18 protein-coding genes are annotated in these 17,967 nt (G+C 53.3%); 13 read left to right on the plus strand and 5 right to left on the minus strand.

Annotation, left to right across the window (positions count from 1 at the left end; translation table 11 throughout):
• The first annotated feature begins 55 nt into the window (after positions 1–55).
• From KNP75_RS06370 to KNP75_RS06390, 5 genes are all read left to right on the plus strand, one after another.
• Positions 56–961 carry a Gfo/Idh/MocA family protein gene (locus KNP75_RS06370; RefSeq protein WP_215190052.1) on the plus strand — a complete coding sequence of 302 codons (906 nt, stop codon included), beginning with the start codon at positions 56–58 and terminating at the stop codon, positions 959–961.
• Positions 962–1,020: 59 nt separating this feature from the next.
• Positions 1,021–2,439: an alanine/glycine:cation symporter family protein gene (locus KNP75_RS06375; RefSeq protein ID WP_034777671.1), complete on the plus strand. Its 1,419-nt coding sequence runs from the start codon at positions 1,021–1,023 to the stop codon at positions 2,437–2,439.
• Between the two features lie 106 nt (positions 2,440–2,545).
• The gene (locus KNP75_RS06380) at positions 2,546–3,367 is read left to right on the plus strand and encodes a YihY/virulence factor BrkB family protein (protein ID WP_034777670.1); all 822 of its coding nucleotides are present in this window, start codon (positions 2,546–2,548) and stop codon (positions 3,365–3,367) included.
• Positions 3,368–3,446: 79 nt separating this feature from the next.
• Complete coding sequence (locus KNP75_RS06385; protein ID WP_034777669.1) at positions 3,447–4,001, plus strand: hypothetical protein; 555 nt, start codon at positions 3,447–3,449, stop codon at positions 3,999–4,001.
• Positions 4,002–4,015: 14 nt separating this feature from the next.
• The gene (locus KNP75_RS06390; RefSeq protein WP_251128201.1) at positions 4,016–4,309 is read left to right on the plus strand and encodes a hypothetical protein; all 294 of its coding nucleotides are present in this window, start codon (positions 4,016–4,018) and stop codon (positions 4,307–4,309) included.
• A gap of 151 nt (positions 4,310–4,460) precedes the next feature.
• Here KNP75_RS06390 and putP read toward each other — a convergent pair whose 3' ends face one another.
• Together putP and KNP75_RS06400 are read right to left on the minus strand one after the other, a co-directional pair.
• Entirely contained in the window at positions 4,461–5,942 is a 1,482-nt protein-coding gene (putP, locus tag KNP75_RS06395; RefSeq protein WP_138859392.1) for a sodium/proline symporter PutP, read from the minus strand.
• A gap of 356 nt (positions 5,943–6,298) precedes the next feature.
• Positions 6,299–7,276 (minus strand): D-alanyl-D-alanine carboxypeptidase family protein, encoded by a 978-nt coding sequence (locus KNP75_RS06400; protein WP_034777667.1) that lies wholly within the window; start codon positions 7,274–7,276, stop codon positions 6,299–6,301.
• A gap of 201 nt (positions 7,277–7,477) precedes the next feature.
• Here KNP75_RS06400 and KNP75_RS06405 point away from each other — a divergent pair, with 201 nt between their 5' ends.
• The 5 genes from KNP75_RS06405 (at position 7,478) to KNP75_RS06425 (ending at position 12,904) form a co-directional block, all read left to right on the plus strand.
• Positions 7,478–9,010 carry an FAD-dependent oxidoreductase gene (locus tag KNP75_RS06405; RefSeq protein ID WP_214753260.1) on the plus strand — a complete coding sequence of 511 codons (1,533 nt, stop codon included), beginning with the start codon at positions 7,478–7,480 and terminating at the stop codon, positions 9,008–9,010.
• A gap of 66 nt (positions 9,011–9,076) precedes the next feature.
• Entirely contained in the window at positions 9,077–10,543 is a 1,467-nt protein-coding gene (locus KNP75_RS06410; RefSeq protein ID WP_034777664.1) for a carboxypeptidase M32, read from the plus strand.
• Between the two features lie 11 nt (positions 10,544–10,554).
• The gene (locus tag KNP75_RS06415; protein ID WP_034777662.1) at positions 10,555–11,268 is read left to right on the plus strand and encodes a glycerophosphodiester phosphodiesterase; all 714 of its coding nucleotides are present in this window, start codon (positions 10,555–10,557) and stop codon (positions 11,266–11,268) included.
• 252 nt (positions 11,269–11,520) lie between these two features.
• Positions 11,521–12,318: a DUF4397 domain-containing protein gene (locus KNP75_RS06420; RefSeq protein WP_034777661.1), complete on the plus strand. Its 798-nt coding sequence runs from the start codon at positions 11,521–11,523 to the stop codon at positions 12,316–12,318.
• Positions 12,266–12,904 carry a class F sortase gene (locus tag KNP75_RS06425; protein WP_353048154.1) on the plus strand — a complete coding sequence of 213 codons (639 nt, stop codon included), beginning with the start codon at positions 12,266–12,268 and terminating at the stop codon, positions 12,902–12,904. Before KNP75_RS06420 ends, KNP75_RS06425 begins: the two co-directional genes overlap by 53 nt.
• A gap of 105 nt (positions 12,905–13,009) precedes the next feature.
• Here the strand turns inward: KNP75_RS06425 and KNP75_RS06430 are convergent, their stop codons facing one another.
• Both KNP75_RS06430 and KNP75_RS06435 read right to left on the minus strand, forming a co-directional pair.
• Positions 13,010–13,447 (minus strand): MarR family winged helix-turn-helix transcriptional regulator, encoded by a 438-nt coding sequence (locus KNP75_RS06430; RefSeq protein WP_215190053.1) that lies wholly within the window; start codon positions 13,445–13,447, stop codon positions 13,010–13,012.
• Positions 13,448–13,537: 90 nt separating this feature from the next.
• Positions 13,538–14,596, minus strand: a complete 1,059-nt coding sequence (locus KNP75_RS06435) for a GTP pyrophosphokinase (protein ID WP_200881484.1) — start codon at positions 14,594–14,596, stop codon at positions 13,538–13,540.
• A gap of 112 nt (positions 14,597–14,708) precedes the next feature.
• Here KNP75_RS06435 and KNP75_RS06440 point away from each other — a divergent pair, with 112 nt between their 5' ends.
• Both KNP75_RS06440 and KNP75_RS06445 read left to right on the plus strand, forming a co-directional pair.
• Complete coding sequence (locus tag KNP75_RS06440; protein ID WP_157964157.1) at positions 14,709–14,936, plus strand: hypothetical protein; 228 nt, start codon at positions 14,709–14,711, stop codon at positions 14,934–14,936.
• 104 nt (positions 14,937–15,040) lie between these two features.
• The gene (locus tag KNP75_RS06445) at positions 15,041–15,364 is read left to right on the plus strand and encodes a YflT domain-containing protein (RefSeq protein ID WP_034777657.1); all 324 of its coding nucleotides are present in this window, start codon (positions 15,041–15,043) and stop codon (positions 15,362–15,364) included.
• Between the two features lie 38 nt (positions 15,365–15,402).
• Here KNP75_RS06445 and KNP75_RS06450 read toward each other — a convergent pair whose 3' ends face one another.
• Positions 15,403–16,440, minus strand: a complete 1,038-nt coding sequence (locus KNP75_RS06450; protein ID WP_215190054.1) for an SDR family oxidoreductase — start codon at positions 16,438–16,440, stop codon at positions 15,403–15,405.
• Positions 16,441–16,632: 192 nt separating this feature from the next.
• Between KNP75_RS06450 and KNP75_RS06455 the strand changes: the two genes are divergently transcribed.
• A complete protein-coding gene (locus tag KNP75_RS06455) occupies positions 16,633–17,928 on the plus strand; it encodes a glutamine synthetase family protein (RefSeq protein WP_215190055.1) in 1,296 nt (431 codons plus the stop codon).
• Positions 17,929–17,967: the final 39 nt, after the last annotated feature.

The raw sequence follows: 17,967 nt of genomic DNA on the forward strand, positions 1-17,967 counted from the left end.
CCCGGGCGTACGCCATGGGGTTTTGTTCAGTCCATCGAAGAGGAGAGATGTTGAAATGAAGATCGTAGTTGTTGGGTTAGGGGATGTCGCGAAAAAAGCGTATTTACCGGTTTATGCCGGATTAGAAGGGGTGGACGTCTATCTCGTCTCGAGAGATGAGGCGAAAGCGGGGCAGCTCGTCGACAAATACCGATTCAGCGGCCATTACCGGTCGTTACAAGACGTGCCGCTCGACGAGGTGGATGGCGTGTTGATCCATTCGATGACGTCGGCCCACGCGGACCAGGTCGGCTACGTGCTCGAGCGGGGCGTCCATGTGTTCATCGATAAGCCGGTCACGTTCTCGCTCGACGAGACGGAGCGGCTCGTGCGGCTCGCGGCAGACAACGGGGTCGAACTCGTCACCGGCTTCAATCGTCGTTTCGCGACGGCGACGGCGGCCTTGAAGGAAGTCACGGACCAAAACCTCGTCCTCATTCAAAAGAATCGCACGTATCAACCGGCGACGCTCCGAGAGTTCATCATCGAGGATTTCGTCCACGTCGTCGACACGCTCCGTTACTTGACGGGGCTCGCACCGGTTGAGAATTTGTCGGTGCGGACGCGCTATGAAGGAGAGACGCTGAAACAGTTGCAGATTCAATTCACGGCGGGTGGGATCGAAGCGCTCGGGATCATGAACCGCGACAACGGTTGTACGGAAGAAGTGATGGAAGTGATGTCTCCGCGTCTGAAGCGGGTGACCCGCGACGTCGAGCGCGTGTATGACTTCACGCGCGACGGCATGCTCGAGCGGGCTCTGAGTCCGTGGGAGTCGAACCTTATGCGTCGCGGCTTCACGACGATGATCGATGCGTTCATCAAGCTACTGAACGGAGAACCGAACGAGTCGGTGCTCGCTGCCGATAGTCTGACGACGCATGCGCTCTGTGAACGCATACTAGAAGAGGCTTCGCGCTGACCGTCTCGTTTCTGCGGTCCGTCGAGCGGGTAATAACTCCGTAAAAGGAGGGGATGCGCATGGACATTCGCGAGCTCGTCATGCAGGCGAATGATTTGTTATGGACGTACGTACTCATTTTCGTATTGATTGCCGGTGGGCTTTATTTCACGATTCGGATGGGGTTCGTCCAGTTCCGGATGTTGCCCGAGATGTTCAAGCTGTTATTCGTCAAAGGGATCAAGCACGAAAAAGGACAAGTATCGTCGTTCCAGGCGTTCGCCATCGGGACGGCAGCACGGGTCGGGACCGGGAATATCGCCGGCGTCTCGACCGCGATCGCACTCGGGGGACCGGGTGCCGTGTTTTGGATGTGGCTCATCGCGTTGATCGGTTCGGCGTCAGCGTTCGTCGAGAGCACGCTCGCCCAAGTGTACAAAGTGCATGACGGCAAGGCGTGGCGCGGCGGACCGGCCTACTATATCGAACGGGCGCTCGGTCAGCGATGGCTCGGTATCGTGTTCGCCATTCTGATCACGTTCGCGTTTGGATTTGCATTCAACTCGGTCCAGGCCAACACGATCGCCTTGTCGGTCAACAACGTCTTCGAGATCGACACGCTTTGGATCGGGATTATTTTGGCCGTCGTGACGGGGATCGTCATCTTCGGGGGGATCCGTTCCATCTCGACACTGTCAGGGATTATCGTCCCAATCATGGCTGGCGGTTATATCTTGCTCGCCCTGTGGGTCGTCTTGACGAATTTGGAGGTCGTCCCGGCCGTATTCTCAGCCATTTTCTCAGAAGGCGTGCTCGGGTTCCGACAACTGCTTGGCGGTGCGGTCGGTGCGGCCGTCTTGCAAGGGATTCGCCGTGGCTTGTTCTCGAACGAGGCGGGGATGGGGTCGGCCCCGAACGCGGCTGCGACCGCCGAGGTCAGTCACCCGGTCAAGCAAGGTCTCATTCAGTCACTCAGCGTGTTCGTCGATACGCTCTTTATCTGTACGGCGACGGCGATGATTGTCCTCATTTCTGGCGTGCCGGGTTCAGAGGATTTCCAAGGCATCGAACTTGCCCAAGAGGCGCTCCTCACCGAGATCGGGCCGGTCGCGACATCGCTCATGACGATTGCGATTTTATTGTTCGCCTTCAGCTCGATCTTGGCAAACTATTATTACGGGGAGACAAACATCGAGTTCATCTCGGAACGGAAAGTGTATCTCGTCATTTACCGGATCGCCGTCATCGGGATGGTATTGTTCGGTTCGGTCCGTTCGGCCGGGCTTGTCTGGTCGATCGCCGACATCTTCATGGGTCTGATGGCACTCGTCAATATGTACGCCATCTTCCGGCTCAGTAAAGTCGCGAAACTGTTGCTTGATGATTACGTGGCCCAGAAACGAGCAGGACGCGATCCGGTGTTTAATCGGGACGACGTCGAGCTGCCAGGGAAAGAGCACGTCGAAGCATGGGAAGCGAAACGAGAGAATATTAGTTGAGCGTAAGGCAAGGATTGACGCACAGCGCCAGTCCTGCCTTTCCTTGTTGAATCTTTTTATTTCACATACCGCACTTATATAATAAAAATAGAAAAGAGCGCACGACATGATACAACCCTTTCTTCACACATTCAAACGATTTTTTGCCGAACGATTCTTCGATCAAGCCGCGATGTTGGCTTACTATTTCATCCTGTCCACATTTCCATTTCTATTGTTCGTCCTCGGCATCGTCGGGTGGCTACCGTTCTCGAGCGGAGACGTCATCTCGGCGTTGTCCTTGGTGATGCCCGAAGCGAGTTATCGATTGTTACAAGGGAACATCGAGGCCATTTTTGATGATTCGAGACTACGCTTGGCCTCGCTCAGCATCTTACCGGCACTTTGGATCTCTTCGATGGCCGTCCAATCGCTCGTTCGCTCCTTGAACGACGCCTATCGACTGATTCGAAACAAAGCGTTCTGGCGCGGGGTGTTGCAAGACATCGCCGTGACGCTCGCGCTCATGTTCGTCCTGCCGTTCTCGCTGCTCGTCCCGGTCATCGAGACGGCGCTACGAGAGTTGGCGACCCACATCATCTTTATCGATGACATCGTCGCCCGATATGCCCAGATTTGGTTCTACTTCCGTTGGATCATCGGGACACTCATCCTGTTCAGTGTCTTCCTGCTCGTCTATAAGTGGTTGCCGAGCCATCGCGGCACGTTCCGAGACAGCTGGGCCGGGGCGGCTTTTGCGACAATCGGCATCTTGACAGTTTCGAACGTATTCAGCTACTATTCACAGTATGCAAACTATGAACAGTTTTACGGTCAGCTCGGTGCCTTTATCATCTTGTTGATCTGGTTCTACCTGGCGGCCTCGGTCATCCTTCTCGGGGGACTTCTGAACGCCACGCTCATCGAACAAAAAGAAATATCCGGTTGACGTGTAAATCGTTGTTATCAATCTTTGATTCAGGGAATGATATCGATAAGATCACATCTTTTAATCGGAGGTGGGAAACATGGATATGCAACGGCTCGTACACAATCGTCGTTTCATCGATCAAACATTGTTTTACCTCGCCTTACAATTATGGAAGTGGGTCATGTTACTGCCGATCTTGTTCTATTTGGACGTTGAGATGAGTAGCGCTCCGTTCACCCAGTATGTGATGGTCAGTCTGTTACTGTACGTGGCCTTCCGCGTCATGCAGTACGTGATTGCCAGTCGAGCCTCTTTGATGGAGCTCCTCGAGTTCGGTTATGCGGTCTTATCACTTCTGCTCGTCCTCTCGTTACTGCTTGAAGTGGCCGCCTCACCGGGAGCCATCGCTTTGATCATTGGTGTGTTCTTGGTTCATCCGTCGCTCGCCTTGCATCATTACCGTGATTTCTCGGAGCGGAAATGGTTGAACAAACAGTTTCAACTGTTTAGCCCGATGTTACGAAAAGGTGAGATTCCGGTCCATGTGCTCGTATTGACTGAGGATGAAATCATCATCACGGCAGAGAGTGGAAAAGAATACACGTATCGACATATTTACTGGGGCGGGTTCTATATTGAAAATGTCTCATGAAGGTGGTCTAGTCATTGAATAGTATCATTCTGATGGTGTTTTGGATCGTGACGTTTATCGTATTCTTCAAAGGGGCGTTCGACATGTGGCGCGAATGGCGCACCACGAAACAACGCTCTGTGTTATATTTCTTTATCGTATTGATGCTCACCTGGTTCTGGTTCAACCCATATCAGCTGACGGCGCTACATCCGTTCGTCTTGATGGCGTACTACTGGAACCGTAACCGATGGATGCGCAATGCGATGCTCGTCCTCGTATTGGTGCCATTTTTCATTCAATTATGGTTCATGGCGAGAGCGATGTAATCGAGTCTCAAGCCCGCAGATATCATATCTGCGGGCTTTTCTTTAATGCATTGATCACGGTGTTCTATAATACAAGCCGCGTTAGAGTAAAGATACGTGACCGTGCGCAACAAAAAAACGCGAGCCGTTCGGCCCGCGTTTTTGATTGATGTTATTCTTTTTTCGCAACGGCGAGTTCAGCTTCCATTTCACTGAATTCACGGTTGATTCGTTTTTGTTCACGTTGGCTCGTGAACGTGCTGACGAGAACGATGGCAAGCATACTGAGGAAGAAGCCTGGCACCATCTCATAAATCACGCTCGAGAGTCCAGTCACGATCCAAAGGATGACCGTAATGGCACCGACAAGGATTCCGGCGAGGGCACCTTGACGCGTCATCTTGTTCCAATAGAGCGACAAGAGAATCGCTGGACCAAAGGCTGAACCGAAGCCTGCCCACGCATAGCCGACGAGCGTCAAAATCGTGTTCGATGGGCTGAGCGACATGAGAGTCGCGACAACTCCGACCGTTAAAACACCGATTCGACCGGCGAGAACCATCGTCTTCTCACTTGCTTCTTTATTGAAGAACTTGCGATAGAAGTCTTCTGTCAACGCTGACGATGTCACGAGAAGCTGTGACGATACGGTCGACATGACCGCCGCTAGAATCGCAGCGAGCAAGAATCCAGTGATGAACGGGTGGAACAATACTTCTGAGAAGCGGATGAACACCGTTTCCGGGTCAGCCAGGGCATTCCCTTGACCACGGAAGTAGGCGATTCCGACGAGACCTGTCATAACGGCACCGATGATCGAGACTGTCATCCAGCCCATACCGATACGGCGTGCCGTCTTCAATGATTTCACATCACGGATCGCCATAAAGCGGACGATGATGTGCGGTTGACCGAAGTAACCAAGTCCCCAAGCGAGGAGACCGATAATCCCGAGCGTCGACGTCCCTTTAAAGAGGTCGAACAAATCTGTGTTGAGCGTCGTGGCCGTGTTGACGGCGTTTGAAACACCACCGACGTCTGTCAAAGCGACGATTGGGACGAGTACGAGCGCAAGGAACATGATGACACCTTGTGCAAAGTCTGTCCAACTGACGGCTGTGAAGCCACCGAAGAGCGTATAAAGAATGACGACGCTAATCGTCACGATGACGCCCATCTGATAGTCAAGCCCGAACGAGCTTGCGAACAACTTCCCGCCAGACACAAGTCCGGCTGACGTGTAGAACGTGAAGAAGATGATGATAACGGATGCAGACAGGATCCGTAGCCAGTTCGAGTGATCTCGGAACCGATTCTCTAAAAAGTCAGGAATCGTGATCGAGTCATTTGCCATCTCCGTGAAGACGCGTAGACGGGGAGCGACTAACAAGTAGTTCAAGTAAGCTCCGATGACCAATCCAACGGCTAACCAAATCGCTGATAATCCCGTGGCGTACATTGCGCCCGGAAGTCCCATTAACATCCAACCACTCATATCCGAAGCTCCGGCTGACATGGCGGTAACACCTGGCCCCATTTTACGGCCACCTAACATATAATCTGATGAATCGGTCGTTCGCTTATAGGCGACGTATCCGATGAGGAGCATCATCACGAGATAAAGCGCGATGGATACCCATTCTTGCCATAACATTTGATTACCTCCTGTACGTGTTCAATTGTTGTCGTTTTATCAATCGTAGTTCAATCATGTGTGAATCTCACACAAATGCGTCAAACTTGAGTGACTCGGCGAACTTGTGACTAACCATAACGGACCTACTCAATCATTGCAAACTGTCATCTTTTCATAAAAATGGCTCTAAAGCGCATTGTATCAATGGATAAGGGCTATATTTTTCATGATTAAAGTTTAAATATTCTGACAATTAGTCATGTGGGTGTTATTCCTGTGTCATCTGTTTGTCATATAACTCGTCTAATTTCTGATGTTTTAACGCAACCACCCGCTCTTCCCTGTACAGGGAAGAGCGGGTGGTTGATGTCCATTTATTCATGAGTAATGCCAAAAGCAATCTGTTCAACCGTACGCATCGTCGGGAACGTCTGTCCCGATTTAGCTTGCATGGTTACCAAAGCGTATTGTTTGCCGTCGCGTTCCATCAAGAACACCATCGTGTAGCCTGATTCGTCCGTATATCCGGTTTTCGTTGCTGTGACGAGCTTCGAATAGTGGATGCTCCGCTCGTTGATGGCCGACCCCAGGTGATACCACCAACGTCGTTTCAAATCTCCGGCCTGATCGACAAACTTCGCCTCGTATTCGTACGTCCCGGCGATGTCGACTAGCTCTGGATACGTGCCGAACGCGTAGGTGATTTTAGCCATGTCGAGTGCAGTCGTAAAGTGTTCCGGGTCGGAGTAGCCGTGCGCATTCCGAAATTGGGTCCCGGTCAACCCGAGTACTTTCGAACGGGCGTTCATCAAGTCGACGAATTCGGATGTCGAACCGCTTACGTATTCGGCGAGGCTATTGGCGGCGTCATTCCCCGACTCGAGCAACGTCGCATAGAGCGCCTGGCGGACGGTGAGCCGGTCACCGACTGCGAGATGGACGATGTGACTGTCCCACGGGATATCGAGCGTCGACTGTTTTACGGTGACGACGTCTTTGTCGAGCTCATCTTTGTCGACTGCCGTCTCATAAGCGAGGAGGGCAGTCATCAGTTTTGTCGTACTGGCAGGAAAGACGCGTTCCGATGCGTTTTTATCTACTAAAATCTGACCGTCCGTCAAATTGACGAACGCCATCGACCCGACGAGCAGATCCGGTGTCTCGGCTGCTGCAATCGGTTGATGTGTCCATTCCTTGATTGGAATCTCCGGGAAAGTCGGTCCGGATTTGACGGGGACGGCTACCGGAGCGGATGGTTCTGCTTTTGGTTCTGAGTCTTGCTTGAAGCCGATTAGGGCAGGGATGATGGCGAGTAGTCCGATCAGGGCGAGGCCGACGGTCAATCGCCTCATGATGTACGTCTTTCTACGGTGTCTGCGGTTTCGTTTCACTATGTAATCGCTCCTTCATTGTTTACTTTTCTACCATAATGGATGGAGCCTCTTGAAATCGTCATCAAAATAAAGAATCAGGTCAATAATTGACGCGTATGAAATGAAGTGGAATGGGTATACACAATAACAGACACTCAACCCACTAAAGGAGGCACCTTCATGCATCGTTATCCATTCACCAATTCCCTGTGGCGTCAACACGACGAGACCGTACCGTATCCAAAGTTAGAAAGCTCGGTCTCATGTGACGTCGTCGTCATTGGAGCGGGCATCGCCGGGCTCGTGACAGCCTACGAACTACAGCGACGCGGTAAACAAGTCGTCCTGCTCGAGGCGGCCGAGGTCGGACGGGGGACGACCGGTCATACGACGGCGAAATGTTCCGTGCAGCACGGGACCGTTTACTCCAAATTGATTCGAACGTTCAATCATGAGACGGCCCGGCTTTATTATGAGTTCAATCAAGAGGCCCTTCGCTATTTGCAGGACCAGGTCGCGGACGGTTTCGACATCGATTACGAGACGAAAGATTCTTACTTATATTCTATCGACGGATCGAGCCAACTCGTCGCCGAACGGGAGGCATATGAGCAGCTCGACCTCGCAGGCGGGGACGCGACGGAGGAAGTGAATGCCGCGCTCCCGCTCCAAGTGAAACAGGCCCTTGTCATCCGGGACCAAGGCCAATTCCACCCGGTCAAGTACTTGAACGAGCTAGCCGTTCGTTTCGTTGAGGCGGGCGGTCGACTCCATGAGAAGACGCGGGCGACTGAGATCAGCTCCGGACCCCGACCAATCGTCACGACATCGACGGGGCGGCGGGTCCAGGCGAACCAAGTCGTCGTCGCCACCCATTACCCGTTCAATGATATCCGGGGACTTTATTTCTCGAAGTTCGAGGTCGAACGCTCTTATATCGTCGCTTGCGAGACCGAGCAAAGCGTACCTGAGGGGATGTATTTGAGCGTCGATTCACCGAGTCGGTCGTTCCGTACGTTCCAGGAAGGGGAGAAGACGTACATGCTCGTCGGAGGGGAGGGTCACTTGAGTGGTCACGTGACGGAGACGCGCTCGCGTTATAACCGGCTCGACCGGTTCGCCCATGACGCGTTCGAAACGAAGAAGGCCAGCTTCCGTTGGTCCTCACAAGACTTGATCACACTGGACCATCTCCCCTATGTCGGACAGATGTTTAGCCGGGAGCCGGATGTGTTCGTCGCGACGGGATTCGCCAAGTGGGGGATGACGAACGGGATCGCCTCGGGGCTCCTCTTGGCTGATCTGTTGACCGGTCAGGACAATCGCTTCCGAGAACTATTAAATCCACTTCGTTCCAAGTTCAAGCCGGCGGATGTCGGTCAGTTCTTGAAAACGAACCTCGACACGGCGACCCAGTTCGTCAAAGGTTCACTCGAGAAACCGGGTACGCTCGACGACCTGCAGCTGGACGAGGGAGGCATCGTCCAAGTCGACGGCAAGAAGGTCGGCGCCTATCGCGACCTCGACAACGAATGCCATCTCGTCTCGACACGGTGCACGCATATGGGCTGCACGGTCAATTGGAACGACGCCGAACGCTCGTGGGATTGCCCTTGCCACGGGTCACGGTTCGATACGAAAGGGAACGTGTTGGAGGGACCGGCGACGAAGCCGCTCTCATATGAGCAGAAAACCGATGTGTCGAAAGAATAGGCAACTTCCTTCGTCTATATTAAAGTAAAGAAGTAACGATATAACTGTCATAGGGGTGGAATCAGAATGGAACTAACAAAGCAGTGGCGTGACCATTTCAAACAATTGCGTGCCTTCGATGAGGCGATTTCTTTACTATACTGGGACATGCGCACCCAGATGCCGGAACAATCGGCACCGCTTCGGGCCGAGACGATCGGCTATCTGTCGACCGAGGCGTTCAAGCGCCAGACGAGCGAGTCGTTCAAAGACTTGCTCGCGCAAATGACCGAGACCGAGGAATTGACGCCGATTGAAGTCCGATCGGTCGCCGTCGCCAAGACGCAGTATGAGCGGAACGCTAAAATCCCTTCATCGGAATATCAGGCGTACGTGACGCTAGTCTCTGAAGCCGAGACGGCATGGGAGAAAGCGAAGGACCAGGATGACTGGCACATGTTCGCCCCATATCTCGAGAAGATCATCGGGTTCCAACGCAAGTTCGCCGAGTATTTCGGCTACGAGTCTCACCCGTATGATGCTTTGCTGTACGACTATGAACCTGGCATGACGGTCGTACAGCTCGATGCGTTGTTCCAGACGCTCCGGGACGAACTCGTCCCGCTCATCCGCGAATTGCCGGAACCTGTACAAGGACTCGACTGGGCGATGGACAAGTCGGTCCAACAGCGGTTGTGCGAGGATTGGATGCGTGTCGTCGACTACGATTTGACACGGGGCCGACTCGACGCGACGGTCCATCCGTTCGAGATCACGATCAACCGGCGCGACGTGCGCATTACGACAAAATATGACGAGGCCGACTTCCGCAACGCCTTGTTCGGGACGATGCACGAAGCGGGCCATGCCACGTATGAGCAACAAATCGACTCGGAACTCGACGAGCTCGGGCTCGGAGGCGGGGCCTCGATGGGAATCCATGAATCACAGTCGCTCTTCTTCGAGAATTTTGTCGGGCGAAGCGAAGCGTTCCTGAAGAGCGTCTATCCGCGTCTTCAAACAGAACACCCTGCGCTTCAGGACGTTTCTTTCGAGACGTTTTATGCCGGGGTGAACGAGGCAAAACCCTCCCTCATTCGAATCGAAGCGGACGAGTTGACGTATAGTCTGCACATCATCATCCGCTATGAGCTCGAAAAGAAACTGATCCAAGGCGATCTTTCGGTCGAGGAATTACCAGAGGCATGGAACGCGCTGTATAAGGAATATCTCGGTGTCGATGTCCCGAGTGATGCGAAAGGCGTCCTGCAAGACGTGCACTGGGCCGGCGGTTCATTCGGTTACTTCCCAAGCTATGCACTCGGCTTGGTCTATGCCGCCCAATTGACAGAGGCGCTCCGTGATGCCCATCCAGAGTTTGAATCGCTCGTCAGCAGTGGCGAGTTCGGCCCGATCAAACAGTGGCTCGAAGACAATGTCCATCGTCATGGGAAGGCGCTCACCCCGAACGAGTTGATCAAACAAGTGACCGGGGAAGACATCTCGGTACGTCCGCTCGTCCGCTACTTGACGAGCAAATATAAAACGAACTGAGGCGAATACAGATGAGATTCTTCGCGCATCGAGGAGTGATGGCCCGCCATCCCGAAAATACGATGACAGCGTTCCGGGCTGCACTCGAGGCCGGGGCAGATGGGATTGAAGCGGACGTTCATATGACGAAGGACGGGAAACTCGTCCTCATCCATGACGAGACGATCGATCGGACGACAGATGGTCAAGGGCGGATTGCCGATATGACGCTATCAGAACTGAGAGCGGTCAATGCGGGCGTCACGTTCGCGGTTCACGAGCAGATTCCGACGTTAGATGAACTGATCGACCTGTGTCAAGGGACGTCGGTGGTACTGAACCTCGAGGTCAAGACCGATATCGAACGGTATCCCGGGATTGAGCAGCGACTGGTCGACACAATCCGTAACCGACGTGTCCCTGTTGAACAAATCGTGTTCTCTTCATTCAATCATGCGACGCTCAAACGTTTGAAGCGGTTGGCGCCAGATATCGAGTGTGCGGTGCTCTTGGCCCAACCTCTCTATGACCTTGTGGCGTACTGTGCGAAGGTCGGGGCGACCGCCGTGCATCCGAACGTCCGGACGATGACCGATGAGGAAATCCTACAGCTTCAAACAGAAGGGCTCGCCGTGCGTCCCTATACCGTCAAGACGGTGCATGACCTCGAACGGTTTCGCCGGCTCGGGGTCGATGCGGTGTTCGTAAACGACATCGACTGGGCCAAAGCACATTCAACCCCGTAACGTTACGCGTTGCGGGGTTTTTAAAGTAAGGTGAAGGGGAAGTGTGGGTAATGTAAAGAAAGCGGTTTCTTCCCGATGTGCCCAGCGGCATATTCAGAGCACACCGTCACCTTTACGCCATTGCTCCGTTGTCTTAAATTTAAGATGTCACCAGCTACATAGCAATCAGATGTAGCACACTTTGCAGCACGCATCAAACTTGTCGTACGCAGTCAATCGGTCAACCCAAGCAGAAAAAGGAGGAAATTTCACATGAAGAAATTGATGTCTTTACTTGGTACACTCGCCTTGGCGTTCGCACTCATCGTACCGGTCAGTGCGGATGGACACGAGAACGCGATGGTACGTGTACTCCATGCTTCACCTGATGCACCGGCGGTAGATGTCTACGTCAACGGTGAAGTCGCAGTCGAAGGCGCAGAGTTCAAAGCGCTCACCGACTATTTGACACTCCCGGCTGGAGATTACAATGTTGAGATCAAGCCGGCAGGTGATGCCGAGACGGTCGTCGTTGCGGCAGACCTCTCGATCGAAGCAGGCAAGTTCTACACAGCGGCAGCAATCGGCCAACTTGAAAACATCGAGATCGCGGCAATGGAAGACGATGCGAACTTTGAAGACGGTAAATCGAAAGTCCGTGTCGCTCACTTCTCACCTGACGCACCGGCAGTCGATGTAGCCCCTAAAGGTGGCGACCCGCTCTTCTCGAACCTTGAGTTCAAAGCAGTCAGCGACTATGGCACACTCGACGCTGGCACGTATGACCTCGAAGTTCGTCCGGCCGGCGCGACTGACGTCGTGAAGGCACTTGACGGTGTTGCCCTCGAAGGCGGTAAAAACTATACGGCGTTCGCCATCGGACTCCTTGAAGGCGAACCAGCGTTTGAAGTCCTCCTTGCAGCAGACGGCGGTGAAATGGCCGGAGCTCCAGAAACAGGACAAGGCGGTCTCGCTCAGACAGCATCAATGAACTGGTTGCTCGCAGCAGCGGTCCTTGGTGCAGCAGCAGCTGGCTTCTACGTCTTTCGTCGTCAGAAGCAAGACGCTTAAGCTTCTCTTGATTGGAACGCTATCGTTCCTTATGATCGCACCGGGCGCGGACGCACCGGACGCGGACTCGAAACTGACGACCGTCGGTTTCGCCGACCCGCTCGTCCTGTCAGCGACCGAGATCGATCGTCAATCTTTTCACACAGATACGTTCGTCCCAAAACGACTGAAGATTCCGTCAATTGATGTCGATGCCGTCATCCAACCGGTCGGGAAAGACCGACTCGACCGGATGGATACGCCGACAGACGCTGATGAGGTCGGATGGTATCGTTACGGGGCCAAAGCGGGTGCGACGGGTAACGTCGTACTATCCGGTCATCTCGATGACCTTCGCGGACCGGCCATCTTCGCAAACCTTGGCGAACTGCGCCTCGGAGAATCGGTGACGCTCCAGCGTAGCAAAAAGGTGATCGAATATGAAGTCGTCTCCGTCGAACGGTACCGACTCGAAGACGTTCCGCTCGCCTCGATCTTTGCGGCGACCCAAGCGACACGGCTTCAGCTCATCACATGTGCGGGTCCGTATGACCCGGAACACGGATATCGTGACCGGATCGTCGTCACGGCAATCGCCAAAGCATAAACGAAAAACCCTCGATCAAGGCAACTGCACTGATCGAGGGTTTTTCGTTTGTAGGACGACACAAGAAAAACGACTGCGGCCGAAATGAATCGGGCCCAGTCGTTTTTATGCGTCCATTCGATCAAGCAATTTGGACAGAAGAATCAATTCGTCATCTGAAAAGTCTTCGAACACGTCCATCAAGTACTCGATTTTCATATCTTCTAACGTCTCGAACAAGGCACGACCTTCATCGGTCGCCTGTAACTCGACGACGCGACGGTCGCGTTCGCTACGTTCGCGTGAGATCAACCCTTTTTTCGTGAGCTCATCTGCGAGGGCCGTGATCATCGAAGCCGAGAACTGAAACTCGTTCGATAAGGCCGAGGCGATTTGAGGACTATTTTGACAAAGCGAACGAAGGATGAAGAATTCGTTGCGCGTCAAGTATTGTGAGAACATCGACCGGAGGTTTTTCTTCACTCCGCGATAGTTCATGCGAATCCCTCGCTCAGCATCAGCGACGAGCTGACGGCGGGATGCTGTTTGTACAGGCGTTGTCATCCTCAAGCGTACCTCCTAGGTAAATATCATTATTTGCATATATTTCAGAACATAAAAACATTCTACAACAAAAACATGAAGTCTGTAAAGTTATGATGGCTCTTCACGGATGCGAAGTTCTTGGATGACTTCATCGTAATGTTTCAAGTCCGGATAGAAGCGGCGGAAGAAGAACTCGATCTGCTGGTCATCCCCTTCGGCGAGCAGCTTGGCAAGGACTGCGTAAACGACACCCATCCCTTGCCGCGGCAATAATGACGACGGTAAGAGCGTCGCACATTGGATGGCCCGGTTGAAGTAACGATCGAGTGTGTCACTCAAGTCCTGGAACGTGCGAATCTCGGCATAATGGAACATCCGCGTCAGTTCGATGATCGTCGACAGGTCGGTGTCGAGCAACCAGTCGCTCTGGAAGATGGCATTATCAAGCTTCTCGACAGTGACGTCATTGGCGATATAATAGTTCAAGTTGTCCCGGGTGATGCTCACTTTGTCCGGTGACTCGACAATCCGTTCGACCGTCTCCTGCTCGAACGTCCGCAGCTGCTTGCGGATGTTGACGAACTCGGAATCAGCGATTTCGAGCAGTCCCGCGACACGGCTGAAGCTGCGTTTGATCTCCGGCGGGACGGCGTTCGGGTTTTTATAACCTAGGTCGTGCTCAATCTCGGCCCAGGCGTGTTGCAAGATGGACCGGACTTGAATCTCGGCCTCTTTCTCCTCGAAGCGGCGATACTCCCCGAGAGCGAGCCGCTTGTCACTCAAACCGACGACGTAATGGACCGAGAGGTAGCCGAACTCGTTCGGGTCGAGCAGGGTGGATTTATCAATCGACTGTTCACGGTCGATTCGGAACTCGTCCTCAAGGATTTGGGCCACGGCCCGGACGTCGTCATGGAAATATGTCACGATCCGAATCCCCGCCAAGTCTTGGACGTCGCGCAATGACCGGTATTGGTACGGTTTGCGGGACAGTTTGGCATATAGACTCTCCGCTTCCTTGGCCCGGGCGACGATCGAGTGGAACTGAATCCCGGCGTCATTCAATAGTTCACTGAGAAGCGACTTCAGTTTGGCGGCGAACGCCTCGTAATCCTCTTTCTCATTCATATAGTCGAGCATGATCGTATTCATATCCTGTCTCGGCATCTACATCACTCCTTGTCTCATTATAAGTAGTATAGCATCATTGAAATCGCTGTCGCACCTGTCTGCCGTCCCTATGATACAATACGGCTTGGAACGGGAAGGAGTGTCGCATGTGAGAGTGAGCCATACATTGAAATCGATGGAGCGCGAGAAGCTCGAGATCGTCGCCGGCCTGTTGCAACAGGCCGGTTATCGGGCGGGGAAGATCGATTGGCAGACCGGGGTCAATATCGTCCGTCTCAGCCGTGAAGGGGTCTCGTCTGAACCGGAGGAACGGGCACGAATCCAAGGCATCGTCGATCATTTTGGAATCGATGACTGGACCGCCACGTTTTCTTGAGTCCCTCTTTTTCAAATCGCTGACGGAAAATGGGTTTTACGACTCATTTTTCGGGAATAGTATATTATTCGATTTTAGAACAGCGGACGTTTAGGAGGATGAATATGTTAGAAACAAGAATCGTGCGGGATATGACCTCGGTCGATCATGAAGTGAATGGAATGGTGTCAGGCGGATGTGTCAACGAGAACATTTACTTATTTGCCAAAGATGAAGAATTGACGGTGCGTCTTGCCGCAGAAGCAGGTGTACAACCATACCGCATCACTGAAAAAGGATTGTGGGAATCACTCATGTCGAAGTTCACGAAAAACTCGGATGACCGCATCGATCAGCTCGAGAGCCTCGGTTTGACGAAAGAGATGGTCGAGTCACTCGAAAGTGAAATCCAAGCCGGGAAGATCGTCCTTGTTTGCGACAAATCATAAAAACAGCCGGAACTGATACGGATCAGTCCCGGCTGTTGTCATTTCGTCTCGTAATAGGCGTTCACGATCCGGCGCAGCGAGCGCTCATTCAAATCGAGCGGTTTGAACCCGGCGTCCTGCAACAGGCGTTTCGTGTTCGCATCCTGGAATGAGATGTTGCGGTTCAAGTACGGGTTGAATACTTTTACCATCTCGTTGAACGTCTGCTCGACGTTGCTCAACGAGGACGTCGCCGTCTCGGTGATTTTCAAATGCGGGAACTCGAGCGCCTGCTTCATATATTCGAGCATCGTCTCGTTGCGCGGCGGGGCATCGTTCGTCACGTTATAGATGGTATCCGGCTTGGCGTGTTCGATGGCCGCGAGTAGCACGTCGGCGACATAGTCGACCGGGACGAGGTTCGACGTGCCCGTCTCAGAGCCGAGAAGTCGGATCGGACCGACAGGCGCGCCTTTGCGTTCGAGTCGACGCTTGAACACTTCCAGGGCCCGCATATAGCCGTACATCGTGAACTTCGAATCGGCTTCGCCGGTCTTCGAGTCACCGACGATGATGGCGGGCCGGAAAATGGAGACGGCCAGGTCATGCCGGGCTTCCCAAACGGCTTGTTCGGCATGGGCCTTGCTCTCCTCGTACGGGTTATGGAACGTTTGATCGGTCGCATACAACGTCTCATCTCCGTTCTCGCGTGCGCCGAGCGTATACGCCGTACTGACGTGGAAGAAGCGGGGGCAGTGCAAAGCTTTCGCGAGGTTGAGCGATTGCTGAGTCCCCGTCAAGTTCGTCTCGAACAGCTCATCGCGGAGCTCCTCGTCGAATTTGACGAGCGCGGCCATGTGGAGTACCAAGTCGAAGCTCCGCTCATGTTTTTTGATAAACTCATCGTCCGCTCCAAGGAACGGGGCGGTCAAATCCCCAGCCAGCACTGTCATCGAGCGGCGTTCGTCCTTCGAGAACATCGCCTCCACTTTTTCAGGCGTGCGGGCGAGGACACATAACGTGTGGCCTCGATGAATCAACTCGCGGGCGAGCCGCCCTCCTAAAAATCCGGTCGCACCGGTCATAAAAATGTTCACAGCGTTCTTCCTCTCTTTTCAGTCTCTCCCCATCATAACAAGCGACGGCGGAATGAGCCACTTTCAGCCCGATGTTTCAAATTAGGGGTTTAACATTTTTTAAAGTGGGTTATGACTTAAGGAGAAGCGTACGCAAGGTACGTCATGACAGTGTTGATCTGTCAAATAACTTAAGTGAGGTTTTTTAGAATCATGGCTAATCTATTCGGAACTGACAAGGATGGCAACAGGAAGAAGCAAGAAGAGATTGAAAAAACGGTTCAGGAGAAAGGGATCACTCAGATCCATATGTACTTCTCCGACGTGCTTGGAGACTTGAAGCTATTGACTCTCTCTGCAAAATTGTTGCCGGAAGTTTTTGAAGGGAAGACGATGTTTGACGGTTCATCCATCGCTGGTTTTTCTTCCATCAAAAACTCAGACCTATTCTTGAGACCGGATTTAGATCGTCCACGCTACGAACAGGACGGGGACGAGAGCATCCTCGCGTTCTTCTGTGACGTCTGCACGCCAGACGGGGAACGGTATGAGTTCGACCCGCGCAACGTCTTGAAGGATGCCCTCGAGCGCGCTGCTCGTGACGGATACTCGATCTTCGTCGGCGCCGAGCCGGAATTCTTTATCTTCGACGAAAACGGAGAGTTCTATGACGAGGCCGGATACTTCTCGACACGTTCGGAAGACAAAGGCTATGAGGTACGTCAACATATCGCCAACCGGTTGAGCGATGTCGGCTTCAACATCGAAGCGGTCCACCATGAAGTGGCACCGGCCCAGCACGAGATCGGCATCAAGTACGATGACGCGTTGCATACGGCCGACAACATCCAGTTCTTCAAAGAAATCGTCACGTTGGCAGCCCAAGAGAAAAACGCGAAAGTGTCGTTCTTGCCGAAACCGCTCCGCGACGTGAACGGTTCGGGTATGCACCTCAACATCTCGGTTTGGAAGAACGACAAGGACGGCAACCCGACGGTGAACGCATTCGAAGAGCCGGAGTCGGATTACGGTCTATCGCTCACGGCCCGTCACTTCATCGAAGGGATTCTGAAGCATGCCCGCGCGACGGCCATCTTCACGAACCCGCTCCCAGAGTCGTACGAGCGTCTCGTGCCAGGTTTCGAGGCACCGGTCAACATCTGTTGGAGCCCGTCGAACCGCAGTTCGATGATTCGGATTCCGGCGTCCCGCGGAAGCGCGACGCGCGTCGAAGTCCGTAACCCAGACCCGAGTGCGAACCCGTACTTCGCGCTTGCGGCATTGATTTATGCCGGACTCGAGGGCATCGAGCAACAGCTCGAGCCGTCGGCACCGAACGAGGACGACTTGTTCGAGTACTCGGCGAAGCAGATTGAAAGCCAAGGCATCTCGTCACTCCCGGCGACGTTCCATGAGTCGATTCAATCGCTCAAGTCGGACCGGTTCCATGATTACTTCAACCATGACTTGATCGACCGCTACTTGTCGCTCATCCAAGTCCGTAAATAAGCAACGTATACAAAAGCCCATTCCTCGGCCGAGGAATGG

The sequence above is a fragment of the Exiguobacterium sp. s6 genome, assembly GCF_018618155.1.
Taxonomy (GTDB): domain Bacteria; phylum Bacillota; class Bacilli; order Exiguobacteriales; family Exiguobacteriaceae; genus Exiguobacterium; species Exiguobacterium mexicanum_A.

Coding starts and splice junctions, on each gene's coding strand:
- KNP75_RS06370 (WP_215190052.1), top strand. CDS start 56: ATGAAGATCGTAGTTGTTGGGTTAGGGGATGTCGCGAAAAAAGCGTAT.
- KNP75_RS06375 (WP_034777671.1), top strand. CDS start 1,021: ATGGACATTCGCGAGCTCGTCATGCAGGCGAATGATTTGTTATGGACG.
- KNP75_RS06380 (WP_034777670.1), top strand. CDS start 2,546: ATGATACAACCCTTTCTTCACACATTCAAACGATTTTTTGCCGAACGA.
- KNP75_RS06385 (WP_034777669.1), top strand. CDS start 3,447: ATGGATATGCAACGGCTCGTACACAATCGTCGTTTCATCGATCAAACA.
- putP (WP_138859392.1), bottom strand. CDS start 5,942: ATGTTATGGCAAGAATGGGTATCCATCGCGCTTTATCTCGTGATGATG.
- KNP75_RS06400 (WP_034777667.1), bottom strand. CDS start 7,276: ATGAGGCGATTGACCGTCGGCCTCGCCCTGATCGGACTACTCGCCATC.
- KNP75_RS06405 (WP_214753260.1), top strand. CDS start 7,478: ATGCATCGTTATCCATTCACCAATTCCCTGTGGCGTCAACACGACGAG.
- KNP75_RS06410 (WP_034777664.1), top strand. CDS start 9,077: ATGGAACTAACAAAGCAGTGGCGTGACCATTTCAAACAATTGCGTGCC.
- KNP75_RS06415 (WP_034777662.1), top strand. CDS start 10,555: ATGAGATTCTTCGCGCATCGAGGAGTGATGGCCCGCCATCCCGAAAAT.
- KNP75_RS06420 (WP_034777661.1), top strand. CDS start 11,521: ATGAAGAAATTGATGTCTTTACTTGGTACACTCGCCTTGGCGTTCGCA.
- KNP75_RS06430 (WP_215190053.1), bottom strand. CDS start 13,447: ATGACAACGCCTGTACAAACAGCATCCCGCCGTCAGCTCGTCGCTGAT.
- KNP75_RS06435 (WP_200881484.1), bottom strand. CDS start 14,596: ATGCCGAGACAGGATATGAATACGATCATGCTCGACTATATGAATGAG.
- KNP75_RS06445 (WP_034777657.1), top strand. CDS start 15,041: ATGTTAGAAACAAGAATCGTGCGGGATATGACCTCGGTCGATCATGAA.
- KNP75_RS06455 (WP_215190055.1), top strand. CDS start 16,633: ATGGCTAATCTATTCGGAACTGACAAGGATGGCAACAGGAAGAAGCAA.